The organism is Streptomyces sp. NPDC005808, assembly GCF_042871385.1.
Classification (GTDB): domain Bacteria; phylum Actinomycetota; class Actinomycetes; order Streptomycetales; family Streptomycetaceae; genus Streptomyces.
Window position 1 is genome coordinate 403,722 of sequence record NZ_JBIAIK010000003.1, and the last position, 14,171, is coordinate 417,892.

The window sequence follows — 14,171 nt, forward strand, 5'->3', positions numbered from 1 at the left end:
GGCCGCCCCCCTATCCGAAGCCGGGAAGGATGTACGGCTCGATCAGCGCCCACACGTCCGGGTCCCGGCGGGACAGGTTGCGCACGCCCCACTCGGCTGAGCCGATGATGCCCTCGGGGGAGTCCTTGCGCTTGTAGAGCCGCGCGGCCTGGATCAGCGCGGCCTCGGTGATCTCGTCCGGCACGGCGGGCCAGCCGAACTTGGCGGTGATGCGGACGCGCGTGGTGTACGTGCCCCAACTTCCCGACCGCAGCAGGCCTGTGACGGGCTTGCCATCGGCCAGGGCGTTGTCGGGCTGCGTCTCGTATCCGGTGAGGGCCGCCCATGACAGGCCGCCGCCCGCCTCGACGACGAGGCCCGTGACATCGCCGATGTCGTCGACCAGGAGCAGGTCCCCGTCGTCCTCGCACACGACCCGGCCAGCGAGGCGGAACACGCGAGGGGTGGCCGTGCCGTCCAGCCAGAAGCGGCGACCACACGCATTGTCGATGCCGCGGGACGCCGCCCCCAGCGCGGAGGTCAGCAGGGTGTCGCGGCTGTCGTCGTCCGCCTCGATGCTGAGCTTCTCCTTCAGCGCGACCACACTGCCGTACTCGTGGGCCACCGCCCATCACTCCGTCGACGGCGCGGGCGGAGCTGCCGCCGTCTTCTTCGCGGCGGTCTTCTTGGCCGGTGGCTTGCCCTGGTCGGCAGTCTGTTGCGGGGTCGCCGTGCGTCCTTGAGGGCCGTCCGTTTCGTCCGGCTCGGGGGTGTAGCCGTAGTGCTCCAGCTGCTCGTCGACCTGCTGTACACGATCGGTCTTGCCCCGGGATTCGTACACGGCACGCTCGCGCAGCAGGGCCGCGACCATGTTGTCGTTGCTGGCCATGAGGCCTCCTCAGAAGACGGTCACGTCGGCGGTGTTCGTGACGTTGGTGTTGGCGGAGTACATCAGCCGCAGGAATCGCCACGGCTGCCCGGGCCGGAGGATCTTCAGCGCGGTGCCCGCGGTGGTGAGCGCGAACGTGGCGACCGCCCCGGTGTCCGGGGTGGACGGGTCCGCGTAGGAGACGGCGAACCAGTTGGTTCCGTCGGCGGATCCTTCGATCGCGTAGGTGCATGTCGGCGTCGCGCCGACGGCTGTGGTGATGGCCAACAGCGCCGGCCGCTCGACAGCGGCCCCGCGGTCGACGATGTTCGTCGAGGCGCCGTTGCCGGCCTGCGCCTGCGACAGACGTGCAGAGTTCGGCTGCCGGTCGCCGCCGAGGGCCTGAAGCGTGGGCATGTGGACCTCCCGTCCCTGGTGCCTTGGTGGGGCGCGCGGCCCGGCCAACCGGCCGGGCCGCGCGGGGGACGGCTAGAACGCCGGGGTGACCATGCCCGTGCCGCCGACCTTCTGCATGCCGTTGGCGTAGCGGCCGAAGGTGTACGCGAAGTACGAGTACGCCACCAGCAGCACGCCCAGCGATGCGGCGGCCGGCTGCTCGGCACGGATGAACAGCGGCGCGTTCGGGTCCTCCCACAGGTGGCACTCCGAGGCGGGCACGACGTACAGCTCGTCCTCGTTGGTGCCCACACCCAGGTTGGTGACGATGTTGTTGTCGACGACCACCTGCATGCCGTTGGGCAGCACACCCCGAGGCCCCGAGGCGTAGGAGCTGTTCGGGTCGAGGGTGCCCGACGCCTGCACTGGCAGGTTCACTGAGTTGATCATCGGCCAGGTATTGGACATCTGGCTGGACAGCCAGTACCAGCGGCGCGAGTGCATGACCGCATGGGTCGGCGCGCCCATGGCCAGGAGGTTGGTTTCGACACCGGCCGCCGCACCGAGGATCTTCGGGTACAGCTCGGCGCCGGTCGGGGTGCCGTCGGTGTAGGCGTTCGCCTGAGCCACCGCGCTCAGGCCGTTGGTGGCCTGGTTGAGGAGTGTCGAGTCCAGGCGGGTGGCGACCCGGTTGAACAGGTCCTGGAAGGCCACGTCCTCGATGCCCGTGCCGCGGTCGATCGCCTGCCGGGAGATCGTCTGCTGCCCGGCCGCGGTCTGGACCGGCACGCTGAGCTGCGTGTCGTCCATGTCCTGGTTGGTCACGGCGGTGTTCTGCGTGGCCTGGATCCCGGCGTCGGTCGCAGTGGTGATGCGGGAGATCTCGATCGACATACCGCTGTCGGGCAGGGGGTGCCGGTTGCAGACGTCGGCGAATGGACGCAGCGCCGCCGTGGCCGGGGCGTACATGTCGGTCAGATACTGCGGCACCGTCAGGCCCGAGAACGCCCCGGTGCCGACAGCGCGCTGGAGGTACTCGGCGCGCTCGACGCGCTCCTCCTGCATGTGCCGTGCCAGGCGCGAGGCGGACTCGACGTCCTGGTACGAGTACTGGCGGGCGATGTCCATCAGGAAGCCCTTGCCCAGCGGGTCCTGGTCCTTGCGGTAGGTCCGCTCCTCGTTCCCGACGGTGACCATCCGGTCGCGAGGCTGCGGGGGGCGGGTATGGGTCTCGCGGAACTCCTTCTGCTTCGCCTCCCGCTCCATCTCTTCCGTCTTGAGCTTGTTCGTGGTGGCCAGCTTGTTCTCGATGCCGGTGATGTCGGAGCGCGCCTGGTCGCGCGCAGCGAACAGCTCGGCTACGCGCTGGTCTTCCTCGGCACTCAGGTTCGAGCGGCCGTCCTGCTGCGCCTTGTCCAGGATGAGCTGGACCTCGGCGCCGGACTTCTTGAGCCGCTTCTGTGCGGCCTCCAGCTCGACCTCGATGCTTGCGATGAGGTCGTCGATGGTTCCGGGCATGAGTGTGATCCCTCCGTACAGATGGGTCGTTGGGTTGCAGCAACAGCGGGGCCACGGCCCAACCCGGGTCATCTGCCGGGCGGCACAGGGCTGCGCGCCCGGGCATCTGCCGGACAGCGCGCTGTGTCTGGTGCTCAGTGCTCGTCGGCCTCGACGAGCAGCTGAGTGCGGAGCATGGAAATCGACCGCCCTTGAGCGGTCGGGGCCGCCGCGCGTGCGGGCGCCGGCATCTGCGGCGCGGGCACGGGGGCGGTGGTCAGATCGGAGCGCAGGGCGAGGCGTGCGTAGGCCTCGCGTGCGACCAGCGCGGGAAGGTTCGGGATGAGGTCGAGGAACTCCCCGCTCCTCGCGGCGACGGAGGTATGCGGGTTCGCGCCGTAGGTGACGGGGCCGACGTCGCCGCGCTCCAGGTCGAACTCCTGGATGCGGTACTCGGTGTAGTCCGGGGACCACTGGCCCGAGGTGATGCGGAACATGAACGACTGCTCACGCACGTCCGCGTCCTCGATGGCCTGGACGAGCAGCTGCACGTCCGACCGCTTGGGGTTCAGCCAGGCGCGCTGCCCCAGGCCCTGATCGTCCGCCCACAGTTCCAGTCGCTGGTTCCGTGTGCTCGCCATCGGCGTGCCCGCGTGGTTGAAGCGGAACACGACCTCGGGGTCCGCACCGAGCGTCTTGTCCGCGGCGCCCTTGGAGACGACCTCGGTGTAGGGCCCGAACATGTCCCACATCTCGTAGCCCTGCTCGAACGCGCTGGCGTATCCCTCGACCTGGTACCACTCCATGCCGTCCGCGCGTTCCACCTTCTTGGCGCGCAACTGCGAGGTGAACCGGATCTCTGGGGACTCGGGACGGTCCCGGGGTACGGACATCGAAGTAGAGCCCGCCGCACCTGCGCGGGCCTGGGCAGCCTGCTGCCGCAGGATCGCCATGGTCATGAGGGAACTCCTCCTGCTTGCGGGGTCGCGGTCGTGGGCTGTGCCTGGGCGCCCTTGCCGAACACCCGGTCGAACTCCGCCAACTGCTGCTCGGTGAAGGGCGGCAGGTCATAGATGGCGCGGGCCTCGGACGGCGCCAGCGTCCGGGAATCGATGCGCGTCTTGAGGACAGCGGCCTGCGTCTGCGGGTCCATCGCCAGCAGCGCGTTGCGGTTCAGCTTCACGAACCGCGGCCGCGAGGACAGGCGGCTGAGCGCGTTCTCGCGACGGGTCACAGCAGGCCCCAGACTCATGACGAGGAACTGCAAGTTCCGCTGCGTCATGTTGGCGTAGGTGACCGAGCTGCCCGACACGGAAGCATCGATCAGGTCGGAGGGGCAGTCGAAGAACCGGGCGATGTCCCCGATGCCGAACTGCTTCGCGGCGATCCAGTCGGCGCCCGCCTGCTCGGCCTGGATCATCTCGTAGTCCCAGTCGTTGCCGGTGACGAACAAATCCCGGCTCATGACCGCCGCCTTGAAACGCTGCTTCGCCCCGTCGGCCTGCTCCGGTGTGAGCGTCTTCGAGGTGTTCTTCAGATGCGCCGAAGGGATGGCCCCGTTGCGGAACCAGTCCATGGCGAACTGCTGGATGGACAGGTACTCGCTGATCGACCATGCGGCATACGCCACCGGGGACAGGCCGACGGGCAGCCCGGCCACGGTGTACTGCTTCTCGTGCCAGACCTCGCTCGGCTCGTAGGTGGTGCCCGCGATGCGGTACTGCTTCTTGCCCTTACGCATCCGCAGGGTGACGTCACCGATCGGCGCGAGCTCGATGCGGGCCGGAAGCCCGAGGCCGTCCCGAGCGGTGATCAGGCCGACGGTATTCCCGGCCCGGTCGAGGTCGAACTGACTGGAGTACATCCACTCCGGCATCTCGACCTCATCGCCCCCTGGGGTGACGAGGACGGCGGGCTTGGGCACCTCGACCTGGATGCCGTTCACCTTGCGGTACAGATCCACCGGCATGGTCGAGACGAGGTTCGCGCGCAGCCGCAGGCACGCCCACACGGCGCTGTGCCGCAGCGCCGTCTCGTTGGTCACGACCGCCGCCCCGCCGCCCGTGCCGGGCCGGGCAGGGATCATCTCGCCTGCGGTCTGTCCCGGGGCGTCACGGCGTCGGAAGAGACTCACGTCTTACCGCCCCTCCTGCCGCCATCGGCAAGCCAGGAGCCACCAAGGATCACGACGCCGGTCACAGCGAGCGCCGCCCACCCGATGGCCTGATATGCCCCGGCGCCCGCGCCGGCCGCGACGAGCAGCAGGCCAGCGGCGTCGAGCGCGGTTGTCATCCGCTCGCGCACTACGCCCCTCCTTCAGTAGATCGAATCAAGCGGGTCGTAGTCGTCCAGCACGTGCGGCCCCCGGATGACGAGCGCCCACCGGGCGAAGGTCGCCGCAGCGAAGGGAGAGACCTCGGTCAGCGACGTGGTCCGGTCAAGCGTCCAGGCGTCACCGTTGCGGCGCGTCCGGGCGCCGTTCACCGCAGCGGTCAACGGCACCTGGTCGATGTGCCGGGCAGTGCCCTGGTTCATGGCGTCGGCCATCTGCCCGCACGCCTCGATGATGTCGCCGCTGCGCATGATGGCCAGGTCCCCACGCTCCGGCTCGTCCTTGTCCTTGGGCACGTCGATGCCCGCGGCCACCAGGTCGTCGATGAGCGAACTAGCCGGGGCGCCCGATGCGGCGACCGCCACGGCCACCGGTTTCCACAGGGCGTGCAGCTTCACCATGGCGGGCACCACCCAGTCCGTACCGGGCCGGTACGCCACGACCTCCAGGTGCACCCTGCCGTCCGGGCGGCGGCAGGCCGCGGCGATCGCCGCCCGCTTCCTGTCCTGCGACACATCGATGGCGAACGCCACGTCCGTGTTCGCCTTGCTGCTCGCGTCGACCAGGCCGGGCCATGCCGCCTTCGGCACGTTCGGATCGGACGGCGGCACTGGCTTGCGGGTGCGGTTCAGGTAGGCCCGGTCGAACGCGCTGGGGTCATCGGCCATCTTCTCCAGCTCGGCCCTGATGACCGCCTCGGTCACCGTGTAGCCGAGCGCGGGCAGCGTCGCCCGCCACGTCGCCGGATCATCGCGCGGCATGTCCTCCGGCGCGTACCACTCGAAGTACGCGGTCGCCGGACGCACCGCGCCCAAGTCCTCGGCGAGCGCGGCGAACAGAGCCTCGATCAGCTCGCGCCCCACTTTGCGCTTCTTGTTCAGCCACACGCTCTTGGTCGTGCCGCCGGCCGATGCCCACCACAGCTGCGCCATGGCCCGGGTCAGCATGGCCGGGCTGAACGCCTGCTCAAGGCGGTCGTCTTCGTGCGCGAACGCCTCGTCGATGAACCCCATGTCGAGAGGCGGACCGTGGCCGGCTTTCTCGGTGTTCGCGGTGATGCCCATCTTCGAGCGCGTCGCCGGCCACAGGATCGCCTCGTTGCCGTTCGACTTCCGGATGCGCGCCCGCTTGCGGAGATCCGAGCCTGAGATCTTCTCCCAGAACTCGTCTTCCCACCGCTGCCGCGCCATGCCGCGGGTCTGCGCCGCGTACACGATGTTCTGCCGCTGCCAGGCCATGGCCCGGTGGACCTGGGCGCCAAGGCACAGCTCCGTCTTGCCCTGCTGCCGGGAGACGGAGATGCCGACCTCGCGGTGGGCGAACAGCCCGGTCTCGGGGTCGATCTCCAGGGCGACGTCGGACACGTACTTCTGCCACGGCATCGGCGGGGCGCCGAGCTTGGCCATGACCTTCCACAGCTTCGGCCCGAGCGACGGCCGGTTCGGATGACGGGGCGTACCCCACAGCGGCGGGCACTCCAGCCCGTACCGCTCCCGGAGGTCCTCGGCGAAGTCAGTCGGGGGACGCCAGGTCTCCGAGGTCGTCGTCATCGTCCGGCGCCCGCCCCTCCAGCAACTGGGCGAGCGTCTGCCGGAGCTCGCGGTTCAACTGGGGCAGCGTCCGGCCGTCTTCGGCGCTGGTCACGGCCTCCCCACAGGTCTGGCACTCGCCGGTCGCTGCGGTGTCGATCGACCGCGCCAGGGCGTAGGCCATCTCGGACAGCGACGGCTCGACGCCGACCAGGTCGCCGAGCTGCTCGACGTCGCTCCGCACGGCTTCCTCGACGGGGCCCATGCCGCCCCCCTCCAAGATCATCCCCGGCTCATCGGCCCGGGGGGAGAAAAATAAAAGCTGGGCGCGGGGTTGAGAAGATGATCTTTCCTAAAAAACCCGGACGGTCTCAGCCGGATCAGGCCTCTGACCTGCGGTTATGCACGGTCACTTCGAGCCTGCGACCTGCACGTTTGCAGGTGGCTCAGCCTTGAGTGACGCGGTCCGTTCCTCGCGCGCAGCCTGATCCGTCGCCGGATCGCGGTAGCAGTAGCCCTGCGCATTGCGGAGCACGGCGCTGTACCTGATGCGGCGCTCGCCGCTGTAGGCCCCGGGCTCGATCGAGATGGACCCGTCGATCGGCACGTCGCTCGGGTCGATGTCGTTGGCGCGCAGCCACTCGGCTACGGCTGCGATCGGACCGTAGGCTGTCTCGCCCTCCCACCAAGCCATGGGTCAGCCGCCCACGGGGGTGGGTGCGTGCTCGGGGGCCAGCCCTGCCACGGTGGCCTCCATCTCGGTGTGGTCGATGAGCCCGCTGCTGTAGCCGCAGGTGCAGACGACCATGACCTTGCCGGTCTGCTGCCGCTCCATCCACTGCTCGCCCTCGTCGGTGAGCGGGCCAGGCCGTGACTCGGTTTGGGCGAAGGCGTGCACTTGGTGATCGAGGGTCCAGTTGCCCGGGGCGGCACTCGGGCACGTGACGGTCTCAAGGTCGTTCGTCATCTGGTCGGTGCGCGGGAGCTCGAAGGGAGTCCGTCCACAGCAGGGAGTGAGCCCACTTCCTACTGGTGGTCCAGCGTGCACGGTGGTCGCGGGCATGGCGTCCCTCCTATGTGGTCGTCCGCTCCTGGGCATGCGGTCAGCGCGGGCCAGGGTGGAACCGGCCGCACCGACACACAGGGCGCCTACGCCTGGTCCGGTCGGACCGGTGGTGGACGCGTAGGCGTCGGAGCAGGAACGAGATCATGGTCGTCCTCTCTACGGTCCGGCGAACCAGTCGACCGAGGTGACCAGTTGGGTGACGTCGGCGAGGGGCCGGTCGCCCTTCTCGCTGTTGCACTTACGGAGGCAGATGGGGCAGCCGTCGACGCCGTGGATGGGCGCGAGGTTGTCGGGGTCGAGGCGTGCGCCGCCCTTGCTGACGGGGATGACGTGGTCGGCGGTGTCGGATGCGCCGTGGCCGCAGACGATGCAGACGTCGGATTCGGCGAGCAGGCGGGCGCGCATCTGCCGGAATTCGTAGGAGGTGAGCTCGCTGCGGTCAGTGGCCACGCCTGCCTCCAGCCCGGTGGGGAAGTGGGATTCGAACCCACGGTGAGCCGGGGTGCGCGCCGTCTGGCGCGCGGGCTGTCCGGAGCCACACCCGACACATCTATCCGGTATCACCGTTAGGCCGCTCTGGCATTTCCCTCCGGCAGCTGATCGGCGCCCAGTTGCCTAGGACTGGGCGCCGGCACGGTCCTCTCGGATACCGCATCCCGGGGTCTGCGCCGGATGCACCTGTGTTGCGGCGGGAGAGCGGCAGCTCCGTGCGGGACCTCTGTGGGTCAGGGGCAGGTATGCCCCTCGACGGTCTCGAACTCGGTTTCGCCGTCGTTGAGTCCGGTGGCGGCCTGGCCCATGTTGCCTCTGGCCAGCCTGCCGTTGGCGAGGCGGTTGTCGACCGCGGCGGTGCCGCCGGTCGAGCAGTTGATGTAGACGTGGTAGCCGGCCTCGTCCGTGAGGTTCTTCGTGACGTCGTCGAAGACGGCTTTCAGGTCATGGGCGCTGTTGACGCTGACTTCGACGTTGCGGCTGTTCCCGCTGTTGTCCTGCTTGGTGATTTTGTAGCTGGGTGCGGTGGCCGCTGACTCGCTGTTTTCGCTGCTACAGGCGACGAGGGTGATGGCGAGTGCGGTGGTACAGGCGGCGATGGCGACGCGGGTGCGCATGGTCCCCCCAAGGACGTTCTGTCACTGAGTGGGCATCATGCACCGCCTTGCAACGCCTTGTGGCTGCTGTGACTGTCCCGTGACACGACGAAGCCCCGGGGGCTCGGGGCCTCTCCGGGGCTTCGTGTGCGCCTGTGGTGCCCGTGTGCGGGCATGGTTCTACGCGCAGATCGTCACACGCTGCCTGACCTGCGGTCAAGCGGCGGCGCGGGCGCGGCGGGTGAGGACGAGGGCGGTGACGTCGTCGACGGCGAAGTAGGGGTGCCGTTCGGTGCCGCATGAGCGCTTGATGTGGCCTCGGTAGACGAGGTTGCGGAGGGCGCCGGCGCTGATGCCGAGGGCCTCGCGGGTCTGCTCGGCGGTGAGGTGGCCGGGCCGGATGATCTGCGGCTCCATGGCGCCCATGATGCGGCAGCCGGCCCCACCGCGTAGTGCGGCGGGGCCCGACTGGAGGGGGATCAGGTGGTGAGGCCGCGCGGAGTCTTGCCCGCCTCGTAGGCGGGGAGATCGGGGCGGATCTCGTTCAGCCGGTCCACCTTGTACTCCAGGCGCACGGTGGAGATGGCGACGAAGCGGGCGCCGCACGGTCGGTCGCGCGGGTCGGGGGTGTCCCAGCCAGTTGCGATGCGGTCGTGGCTGGTGTCTGCGGTGAACGCACCCAGGCGGCAGCGGCTGCACTTCGTGGTGTAGCTGTCGACCAGCAGGACGGCTGTTCGTTCGGTCTCGGCCATAAGGTCCACTCTCTCGTGGCGGTGTCGGCTCCGGGCGGGTTCCGGGAAGTTCGGGCGGGGCAGATTCGGGGGTCTGGAGCGAGGGCCCGAAACTCGAAACTTTGCAGGTGGGGCCCGATATCGGGGTCGAAACCGGTTTCGGATCAAGGTGAAACCACTGCTTGATCCGAAACCGGCTCCCGGGGGTCTATTCGCCGTCCTCGGCGGCGGGCAGATCGACGTATCGGAGGCCCTTGGCGCCGCCGCAGCACTCGCGGATGGTGAGCTGCCGGGTGGCGACCTTGAACGGCTTCAGGGCGGCGCTGAGTGCGGTGGACGCTCCGGCGGCGTCCATGTCGGTCCATGGCCGGTAGAGGTCCGCCCGGTAGGCGGCGAGGGCTTCCACGAGCCGGTGGGAGTGGACGGTCTCGATGCCGTCGGGCCAGATGGCGCGCAGGTGGTCGAGGATCGTCTCTACGTCCTGCTCGGCCACCTGGGCGCCGACGGCCTGTCCGGTGAGGGTGCCGGCGGCGGTGCGGAGCGCGAGGGCGCGCTTGCCGATGGTCTCGGCTTCGGTCTGCTTGATGAACGCGGCGCGCACGGTGATGCCTTCGCGGCCGCGGGCGAGGATGCCGGTTCCCTGCTCGTCGACGCTGATGTCGGTGGCGCGCATGCCGCGGTCGTAGGCGCCGGTGCCGAGCACGTTGTTGTTGGCGCGCCAGTCCATGACGGCGAGGCAGAGGCGGGTGCCGACGGACGAGGAGACGCCGGTGGGCAGGGACGGGGCGTCGGGGTTCTGGGTGAGGAGGATGAGGATGATGCCGTAGGCGCGGCCCTTTTTGATGAGGCGGGTGGCGAGGGCGGCGGCCTCTTCTTTGTATTCGGCGTGGGTGAACAGCTCTTGGACCTCGTCGATGACGATGACGCGGGGGCCGAGCTGCTGCTCGGGGTACTTCTCGGCGATCGCGCGGGTGACCTTGCGGCCTTCGGGCACCTCTGAGGCGGGCAGGGATTTGATGAACTTGGCGCGGCGCTGGTACTCGGCGATTCCGGAGCGCATGCCGCCGAGGGCGGCCTCCAGGTCCTCGTCTTCGTCACCACTGACGTACCGGTGGCAGACGGGTTTGACCGCGTCGAGGTCGCCGGACCCCTTGAGCTCGAAGATCCACAGTTCGGCGGTGGGGTCGAGGGCGACGCCGAGGACGATCGCGAGCGCGCAGGACGTCTTGCCGGAGCCGGGGATGCCTCCGACCAGCAGGTTGGAGTACATGAGGGTGATCTCGACGAGGTTGCCGCGCGGGTCGAAGCCGTAGGGCAGCGGCTCGTACACGTCGGCCTGGCCGTCCTTCATGAGAGGCCACAGCTTGCGGGCGGCCTTCGCGGGGTCGCGCTGGGCGACCCACAGGACGAGGCGGCCGGGGTGGGCTGTGCGGTCGCCCTCGGGCCACACGGTGCTGATGGGGCGGCGCATGGCGGCGGCGAGCGCGGACCGCTTCTCCAGGACGGCGGTGGCCTCGATACCGGGCGGGAGGTCGACTTCGGCACGCCATCCGGGCCCGTCGCGCATGACCTCGGCAGCGAACTCGACACCCTTGCGGCCCTTGCGTCCTTCGATGCCGATCGCGGCGAGGGCTTCGAACACCTCGGTGCTGTCCAGCCTCCGCAGGATGTTGGTGGCGACGTAGCGGGTGATGAGGGGCTTGTCGCCCTTCTTGCCGTTGAGGCCGGCGAGTGCGGCGCCCGCGACGACCGCGGTGAGCGTCCAGCCGGGCACCAGGAAGGTGCTGACGAGGGTGGTGATCCCGGTGACGGTGGCGACGGCGAGGGACGCGATACGGCGGGGCCGGACGCGGCGGGACTTCTCGCGCGACAGCGACAGCCACGCCTCGATGTCGGCGTTGGCGGCGGCTTTGGCCTCGACCGGGCGGGCTTCGGTGTCGGCGACCCACTTGCCCCAGCGGATGACGAGGCGGCCGGTACCGCGCGGGGAGCGGAGCAGGAGGCGGGCGAGGTAGACGGGGGTACGGAGGGTGTGGAAGGCGGTGACGTGTCCGTAGTAGGACGCGGTCCAGCGGACGGTGTCCTTGAAGGCGTCCCAGCGGCGGAAGGCAGGGGGGACGACGGGCGGGGCGTCGGCGAGGTAGGCCTGTCGTTCGGCGATCCATGTGCCGTCGGGGGTTGGGTCGGGACGGTCGACGGGACGCGGCTCGGCGTTCTGGATGACGTCGATGACGGTCTGGGTGAGGTCGGCGTCCTGGGCGTCCTGCGGGGCGTCCTGGACGGGCGGGGGTGCGTCCTTGTGGAGTTGGACGACGTTGTTCGTCATGCTGGGGCTTCCTGCCTCTTGCTGGGGTACGGACGCCCGGGGACGGCGGACTACTTGGCGGCAGGACGCCGTCCCCAGGGTGTAGCTATTTGCTGCCGTTGGCCCTGCGCCGGGCCCTGTCCTTGACGCGCTTGATGCGGCGGTCGATGTCCGGCTGGTCGGTGATGCCAGCGATGGCGCGCTTGATGCCGTGCGCCTCGATGGCGACGATGCGGGCCTTCTCCCAGGCAGTGAGCTTCGGTTCCTTGGCCATGGTCAGCTTCCCTCCGTGCACTTCGGGTACGAGGAACCGCGCTTGCAGGAGTCGTAGTTGCTCTTGCTGACTCGGAACTCCTGCTCGCTGCCGCCGGCCGTCCGCACGGTCAGGTAGTTCCAGTACGTCTTCGTCGACGCCCTGTAGTCCCGGTCCTTGTCGATGACCCGGCCTGCGGGGCCGGCGGGGAGCGTCGGCCCGCAGGCGGTCAGGGCGAGTACGGCGGTGGCCGTGGCGGCTACAACGGTGGCGAGGATGATGCGGGGTTTGCGCATGGGTGTTCTCCCTGGTCGTGGGCCGAGCTGTCCGGTCCCACCGCACCTGCACGGCCGTTACGACCGTGCAGGACGGAGGGGTCGTCAGCGGCCCTTGCGCTTACCGGCGGGCCGGATCTTCGAGGCGGCCCATCCGGCGGCGAGGATCACGCCCACCAGGGATAGGCCGATCATCGGGAGGTTCGCGGAGACGGTGCCGATGATTCCGATCAGCGTTCCGCCGACCAGGACGACGACCGCGCACACCGCCGCGGTGCAGACGACGACCACGGCGAGGATCAGGAACGTGATGATGATCAGCCGTTGTAGGGCCGGGTCCATGCCCTGCTGGACGGGCGCCTGCACGATGACCGGTGGCGGGGGCTGCCCGATCGTGAAGTGGACGGGGCGGCCCTGCTGGTCGTAGAGGACGTTCGGTGGGCGGTGGTGGGCGGCCACCTGGTCGGGTGCGGCGTAGCGCTGGTAGTTCTCCGGCAGGTTGCTCACGCCGTCCACCACCTTCGGGCGGTGCGGGTGATGCGCGGCCACAGCCAGATGCCGGCGGCGACCGCGATGACGGCGGGCTGCGAGAGGGCCGCGGTGACGACGGCCAGGACGATGGCGAGGAGGGCCGGGTAGGCGATGAGGAGGCCGAGGACGGCTCCGAAGGCGAGGCGCATCACGCGTATCCACCTTCCATCGGCTTGGCCGGGGTCTCGGGCTGGGGCTTCCTTGCGGCCCGTGAGAGGGCGGTGCGGATGTACGGCTCGCCGACGATGAGACGGCGGCGAGCGGCGATGTGCTCGGCGATCGCGCGGGCGGATGCGTCCGGGCCGAGGAGGGATGCGGCCTCGATGACGACGCCCTCGACGTTCAGTGCCTCCAGCGCGTTGACCTGGGGCGCATCAGCCGCATCAGGTCGATGCACCTCGTACTCGGGGGCCTTCTGGCCGAGGACCAGGGCGACGGCGACGGCGTCGATGGGGACCCCGTAGGTGCCGAGCAGGGAGGCGAGTTCGGCGGGGCGCGCATCAGGTCGCGCATCGTGTGCGAGGCGGATCGCATCCGCGGGGTCCATGGTGGCGAACCGCTCGCGCAGTACCTCGGTCGCGCTCGCGCCGCGGGGCCGTGCGGGCGCCTCGATGGCGGGGGCCGCGCCGTACATGCTGCCGAGGGCTGCATCGGCCCCACCGGTGATGCGCTCGCGCTGCACTTCGACGAGGGCGGCGCCGAGGACCTGGTCGCCGACGCCGACCTTCTTGGCCAGCTTCCACGACTTCCGCAGCGAGGACTCGCGGTCCTCCTTGTCGGGGTGCCGGTCGGCTACGGCCTGGTGGTAGGCGAGCTGCTGCACGGCGTCCGCGTTGCGGCGCTGGGCTTCCGCGTCGACGCCGGTGGTGTGGACGACGATACGGCGGGCGATGAGGCCGAGGCCTTCGGCGGAGCCGCTCATGGCGAGTGGGGTCACTGCGTACACGACGGCCTCGGTGACGGTGTCGGCGAGGGAGAGGCCGGTGAGGCATGCGGAGACCGGGGCGAGCCACAAGCCGGCGCGGATGACTGAGGGCGCCGACTGGTTGAGCATCGTCAGGCCGAGCATGGTCAGGGCGAGGATGAGGGTGAGGCCTTCGCCCGCAGCGACCACGCCGGCTGCGGTGGCGGCACGGCCGAACTCGGCGACGACGTTGCTGTAGGTGCCCCAGGCGCCGAGGGCGCCGACGGCGGTCATGACGATGGCGGCGGCGCCGAGGACGACGCCCTGCCCGGTGGTGAGGCGGCGGGCGGTCATCCGATTGCCCTCCCGATCGCGTAGGCGATCACGGCGACCTGCGCCACGATGCAGATGAGACCG

At 69.7% G+C, this 14,171-nt stretch carries 21 protein-coding genes; all 21 read right to left on the reverse strand.

The window, feature by feature from the left end; genetic code table 11:
* Positions 1-10 precede the first annotated feature (10 nt).
* Positions 11-604, reverse strand: coding sequence for a head-tail connector protein (locus ACFYPC_RS08825; RefSeq protein ID WP_388672809.1), 594 nt, complete (start codon positions 602-604; stop codon positions 11-13).
* Positions 605-610: 6 nt separating this feature from the next.
* Positions 611-868: a hypothetical protein gene (locus ACFYPC_RS08830; RefSeq protein WP_388672811.1), complete on the reverse strand. Its 258-nt coding sequence runs from the start codon at positions 866-868 to the stop codon at positions 611-613.
* A 9-nt stretch (positions 869-877) separates the two neighbouring features.
* A complete protein-coding gene (locus ACFYPC_RS08835) occupies positions 878-1,264 on the reverse strand; it encodes a hypothetical protein (protein ID WP_388672813.1) in 387 nt (128 codons plus the stop codon).
* Positions 1,265-1,336: 72 nt separating this feature from the next.
* Entirely contained in the window at positions 1,337-2,761 is a 1,425-nt protein-coding gene (locus ACFYPC_RS08840; protein ID WP_388672815.1) for a phage major capsid protein, read from the reverse strand.
* Between the two features lie 134 nt (positions 2,762-2,895).
* Entirely contained in the window at positions 2,896-3,699 is an 804-nt protein-coding gene (locus ACFYPC_RS08845; RefSeq protein WP_388672817.1) for an HK97 family phage prohead protease, read from the reverse strand.
* Positions 3,696-4,874, reverse strand: a complete 1,179-nt coding sequence (locus ACFYPC_RS08850) for a phage portal protein (RefSeq protein WP_388672819.1) — start codon at positions 4,872-4,874, stop codon at positions 3,696-3,698. Before ACFYPC_RS08850 ends, ACFYPC_RS08845 begins: the two co-directional genes overlap by 4 nt.
* Complete coding sequence (locus ACFYPC_RS08855; protein WP_388672821.1) at positions 4,871-5,044, reverse strand: hypothetical protein; 174 nt, start codon at positions 5,042-5,044, stop codon at positions 4,871-4,873. Before ACFYPC_RS08855 ends, ACFYPC_RS08850 begins: the two co-directional genes overlap by 4 nt.
* 12 nt (positions 5,045-5,056) lie before the next feature.
* Positions 5,057-6,622 carry a terminase large subunit domain-containing protein gene (locus tag ACFYPC_RS08860; RefSeq protein ID WP_388672823.1) on the reverse strand — a complete coding sequence of 522 codons (1,566 nt, stop codon included), beginning with the start codon at positions 6,620-6,622 and terminating at the stop codon, positions 5,057-5,059.
* Positions 6,585-6,887 (reverse strand): hypothetical protein, encoded by a 303-nt coding sequence (locus ACFYPC_RS08865; RefSeq protein WP_388672825.1) that lies wholly within the window; start codon positions 6,885-6,887, stop codon positions 6,585-6,587. The genes ACFYPC_RS08860 and ACFYPC_RS08865 overlap by 38 nt, the downstream gene beginning before the upstream one ends.
* Positions 6,888-7,010: 123 nt before the next feature.
* Entirely contained in the window at positions 7,011-7,295 is a 285-nt protein-coding gene (locus tag ACFYPC_RS08870; protein ID WP_388672827.1) for a hypothetical protein, read from the reverse strand.
* A gap of 3 nt (positions 7,296-7,298) precedes the next feature.
* Entirely contained in the window at positions 7,299-7,568 is a 270-nt protein-coding gene (locus tag ACFYPC_RS08875) for a hypothetical protein (protein WP_388672829.1), read from the reverse strand.
* Positions 7,569-7,823: 255 nt separating this feature from the next.
* The gene (locus ACFYPC_RS08880) at positions 7,824-8,117 is read right to left on the reverse strand and encodes an HNH endonuclease (protein ID WP_388672831.1); all 294 of its coding nucleotides are present in this window, start codon (positions 8,115-8,117) and stop codon (positions 7,824-7,826) included.
* A gap of 275 nt (positions 8,118-8,392) precedes the next feature.
* Entirely contained in the window at positions 8,393-8,776 is a 384-nt protein-coding gene (locus tag ACFYPC_RS08885; RefSeq protein WP_388672833.1) for a hypothetical protein, read from the reverse strand.
* Positions 8,777-8,971: 195 nt separating this feature from the next.
* Positions 8,972-9,172, reverse strand: coding sequence for a hypothetical protein (locus ACFYPC_RS08890; RefSeq protein ID WP_388672835.1), 201 nt, complete (start codon positions 9,170-9,172; stop codon positions 8,972-8,974).
* A gap of 62 nt (positions 9,173-9,234) precedes the next feature.
* Positions 9,235-9,507, reverse strand: a complete 273-nt coding sequence (locus tag ACFYPC_RS08895; RefSeq protein WP_388672837.1) for a hypothetical protein — start codon at positions 9,505-9,507, stop codon at positions 9,235-9,237.
* A gap of 187 nt (positions 9,508-9,694) precedes the next feature.
* The gene (locus ACFYPC_RS08900; protein WP_388672839.1) at positions 9,695-11,812 is read right to left on the reverse strand and encodes an FtsK/SpoIIIE domain-containing protein; all 2,118 of its coding nucleotides are present in this window, start codon (positions 11,810-11,812) and stop codon (positions 9,695-9,697) included.
* A gap of 85 nt (positions 11,813-11,897) precedes the next feature.
* Positions 11,898-12,065 carry a DUF6257 family protein gene (locus tag ACFYPC_RS08905; protein WP_388672841.1) on the reverse strand — a complete coding sequence of 56 codons (168 nt, stop codon included), beginning with the start codon at positions 12,063-12,065 and terminating at the stop codon, positions 11,898-11,900.
* A 2-nt stretch (positions 12,066-12,067) separates the two neighbouring features.
* The gene (locus ACFYPC_RS08910) at positions 12,068-12,340 is read right to left on the reverse strand and encodes a hypothetical protein (protein WP_388672843.1); all 273 of its coding nucleotides are present in this window, start codon (positions 12,338-12,340) and stop codon (positions 12,068-12,070) included.
* Between the two features lie 84 nt (positions 12,341-12,424).
* The gene (locus tag ACFYPC_RS08915) at positions 12,425-12,826 is read right to left on the reverse strand and encodes a hypothetical protein (RefSeq protein ID WP_388672845.1); all 402 of its coding nucleotides are present in this window, start codon (positions 12,824-12,826) and stop codon (positions 12,425-12,427) included.
* A complete protein-coding gene (locus ACFYPC_RS08920) occupies positions 12,823-13,002 on the reverse strand; it encodes a hypothetical protein (RefSeq protein WP_388673422.1) in 180 nt (59 codons plus the stop codon). The genes ACFYPC_RS08915 and ACFYPC_RS08920 overlap by 4 nt, the downstream gene beginning before the upstream one ends.
* Positions 12,999-14,108, reverse strand: a complete 1,110-nt coding sequence (locus tag ACFYPC_RS08925) for a hypothetical protein (RefSeq protein WP_388672847.1) — start codon at positions 14,106-14,108, stop codon at positions 12,999-13,001. The genes ACFYPC_RS08920 and ACFYPC_RS08925 overlap by 4 nt, the downstream gene beginning before the upstream one ends.
* Between the last annotated feature and the right edge of the window lie 63 nt (positions 14,109-14,171).

Coding starts and splice junctions, on each gene's coding strand:
- ACFYPC_RS08830 (WP_388672811.1), bottom strand. CDS start 868: ATGGCCAGCAACGACAACATGGTCGCGGCCCTGCTGCGCGAGCGTGCC.
- ACFYPC_RS08835 (WP_388672813.1), bottom strand. CDS start 1,264: ATGCCCACGCTTCAGGCCCTCGGCGGCGACCGGCAGCCGAACTCTGCA.
- ACFYPC_RS08840 (WP_388672815.1), bottom strand. CDS start 2,761: ATGCCCGGAACCATCGACGACCTCATCGCAAGCATCGAGGTCGAGCTG.
- ACFYPC_RS08845 (WP_388672817.1), bottom strand. CDS start 3,699: ATGACCATGGCGATCCTGCGGCAGCAGGCTGCCCAGGCCCGCGCAGGT.
- ACFYPC_RS08860 (WP_388672823.1), bottom strand. CDS start 6,622: ATGACGACGACCTCGGAGACCTGGCGTCCCCCGACTGACTTCGCCGAG.
- ACFYPC_RS08865 (WP_388672825.1), bottom strand. CDS start 6,887: ATGATCTTGGAGGGGGGCGGCATGGGCCCCGTCGAGGAAGCCGTGCGG.
- ACFYPC_RS08870 (WP_388672827.1), bottom strand. CDS start 7,295: ATGGCTTGGTGGGAGGGCGAGACAGCCTACGGTCCGATCGCAGCCGTA.
- ACFYPC_RS08875 (WP_388672829.1), bottom strand. CDS start 7,568: ATGACGAACGACCTTGAGACCGTCACGTGCCCGAGTGCCGCCCCGGGC.
- ACFYPC_RS08885 (WP_388672833.1), bottom strand. CDS start 8,776: ATGCGCACCCGCGTCGCCATCGCCGCCTGTACCACCGCACTCGCCATC.
- ACFYPC_RS08890 (WP_388672835.1), bottom strand. CDS start 9,172: ATGGAGCCGCAGATCATCCGGCCCGGCCACCTCACCGCCGAGCAGACC.
- ACFYPC_RS08895 (WP_388672837.1), bottom strand. CDS start 9,507: ATGGCCGAGACCGAACGAACAGCCGTCCTGCTGGTCGACAGCTACACC.
- ACFYPC_RS08900 (WP_388672839.1), bottom strand. CDS start 11,812: ATGACGAACAACGTCGTCCAACTCCACAAGGACGCACCCCCGCCCGTC.
- ACFYPC_RS08905 (WP_388672841.1), bottom strand. CDS start 12,065: ATGGCCAAGGAACCGAAGCTCACTGCCTGGGAGAAGGCCCGCATCGTC.
- ACFYPC_RS08910 (WP_388672843.1), bottom strand. CDS start 12,340: ATGCGCAAACCCCGCATCATCCTCGCCACCGTTGTAGCCGCCACGGCC.
- ACFYPC_RS08925 (WP_388672847.1), bottom strand. CDS start 14,108: ATGACCGCCCGCCGCCTCACCACCGGGCAGGGCGTCGTCCTCGGCGCC.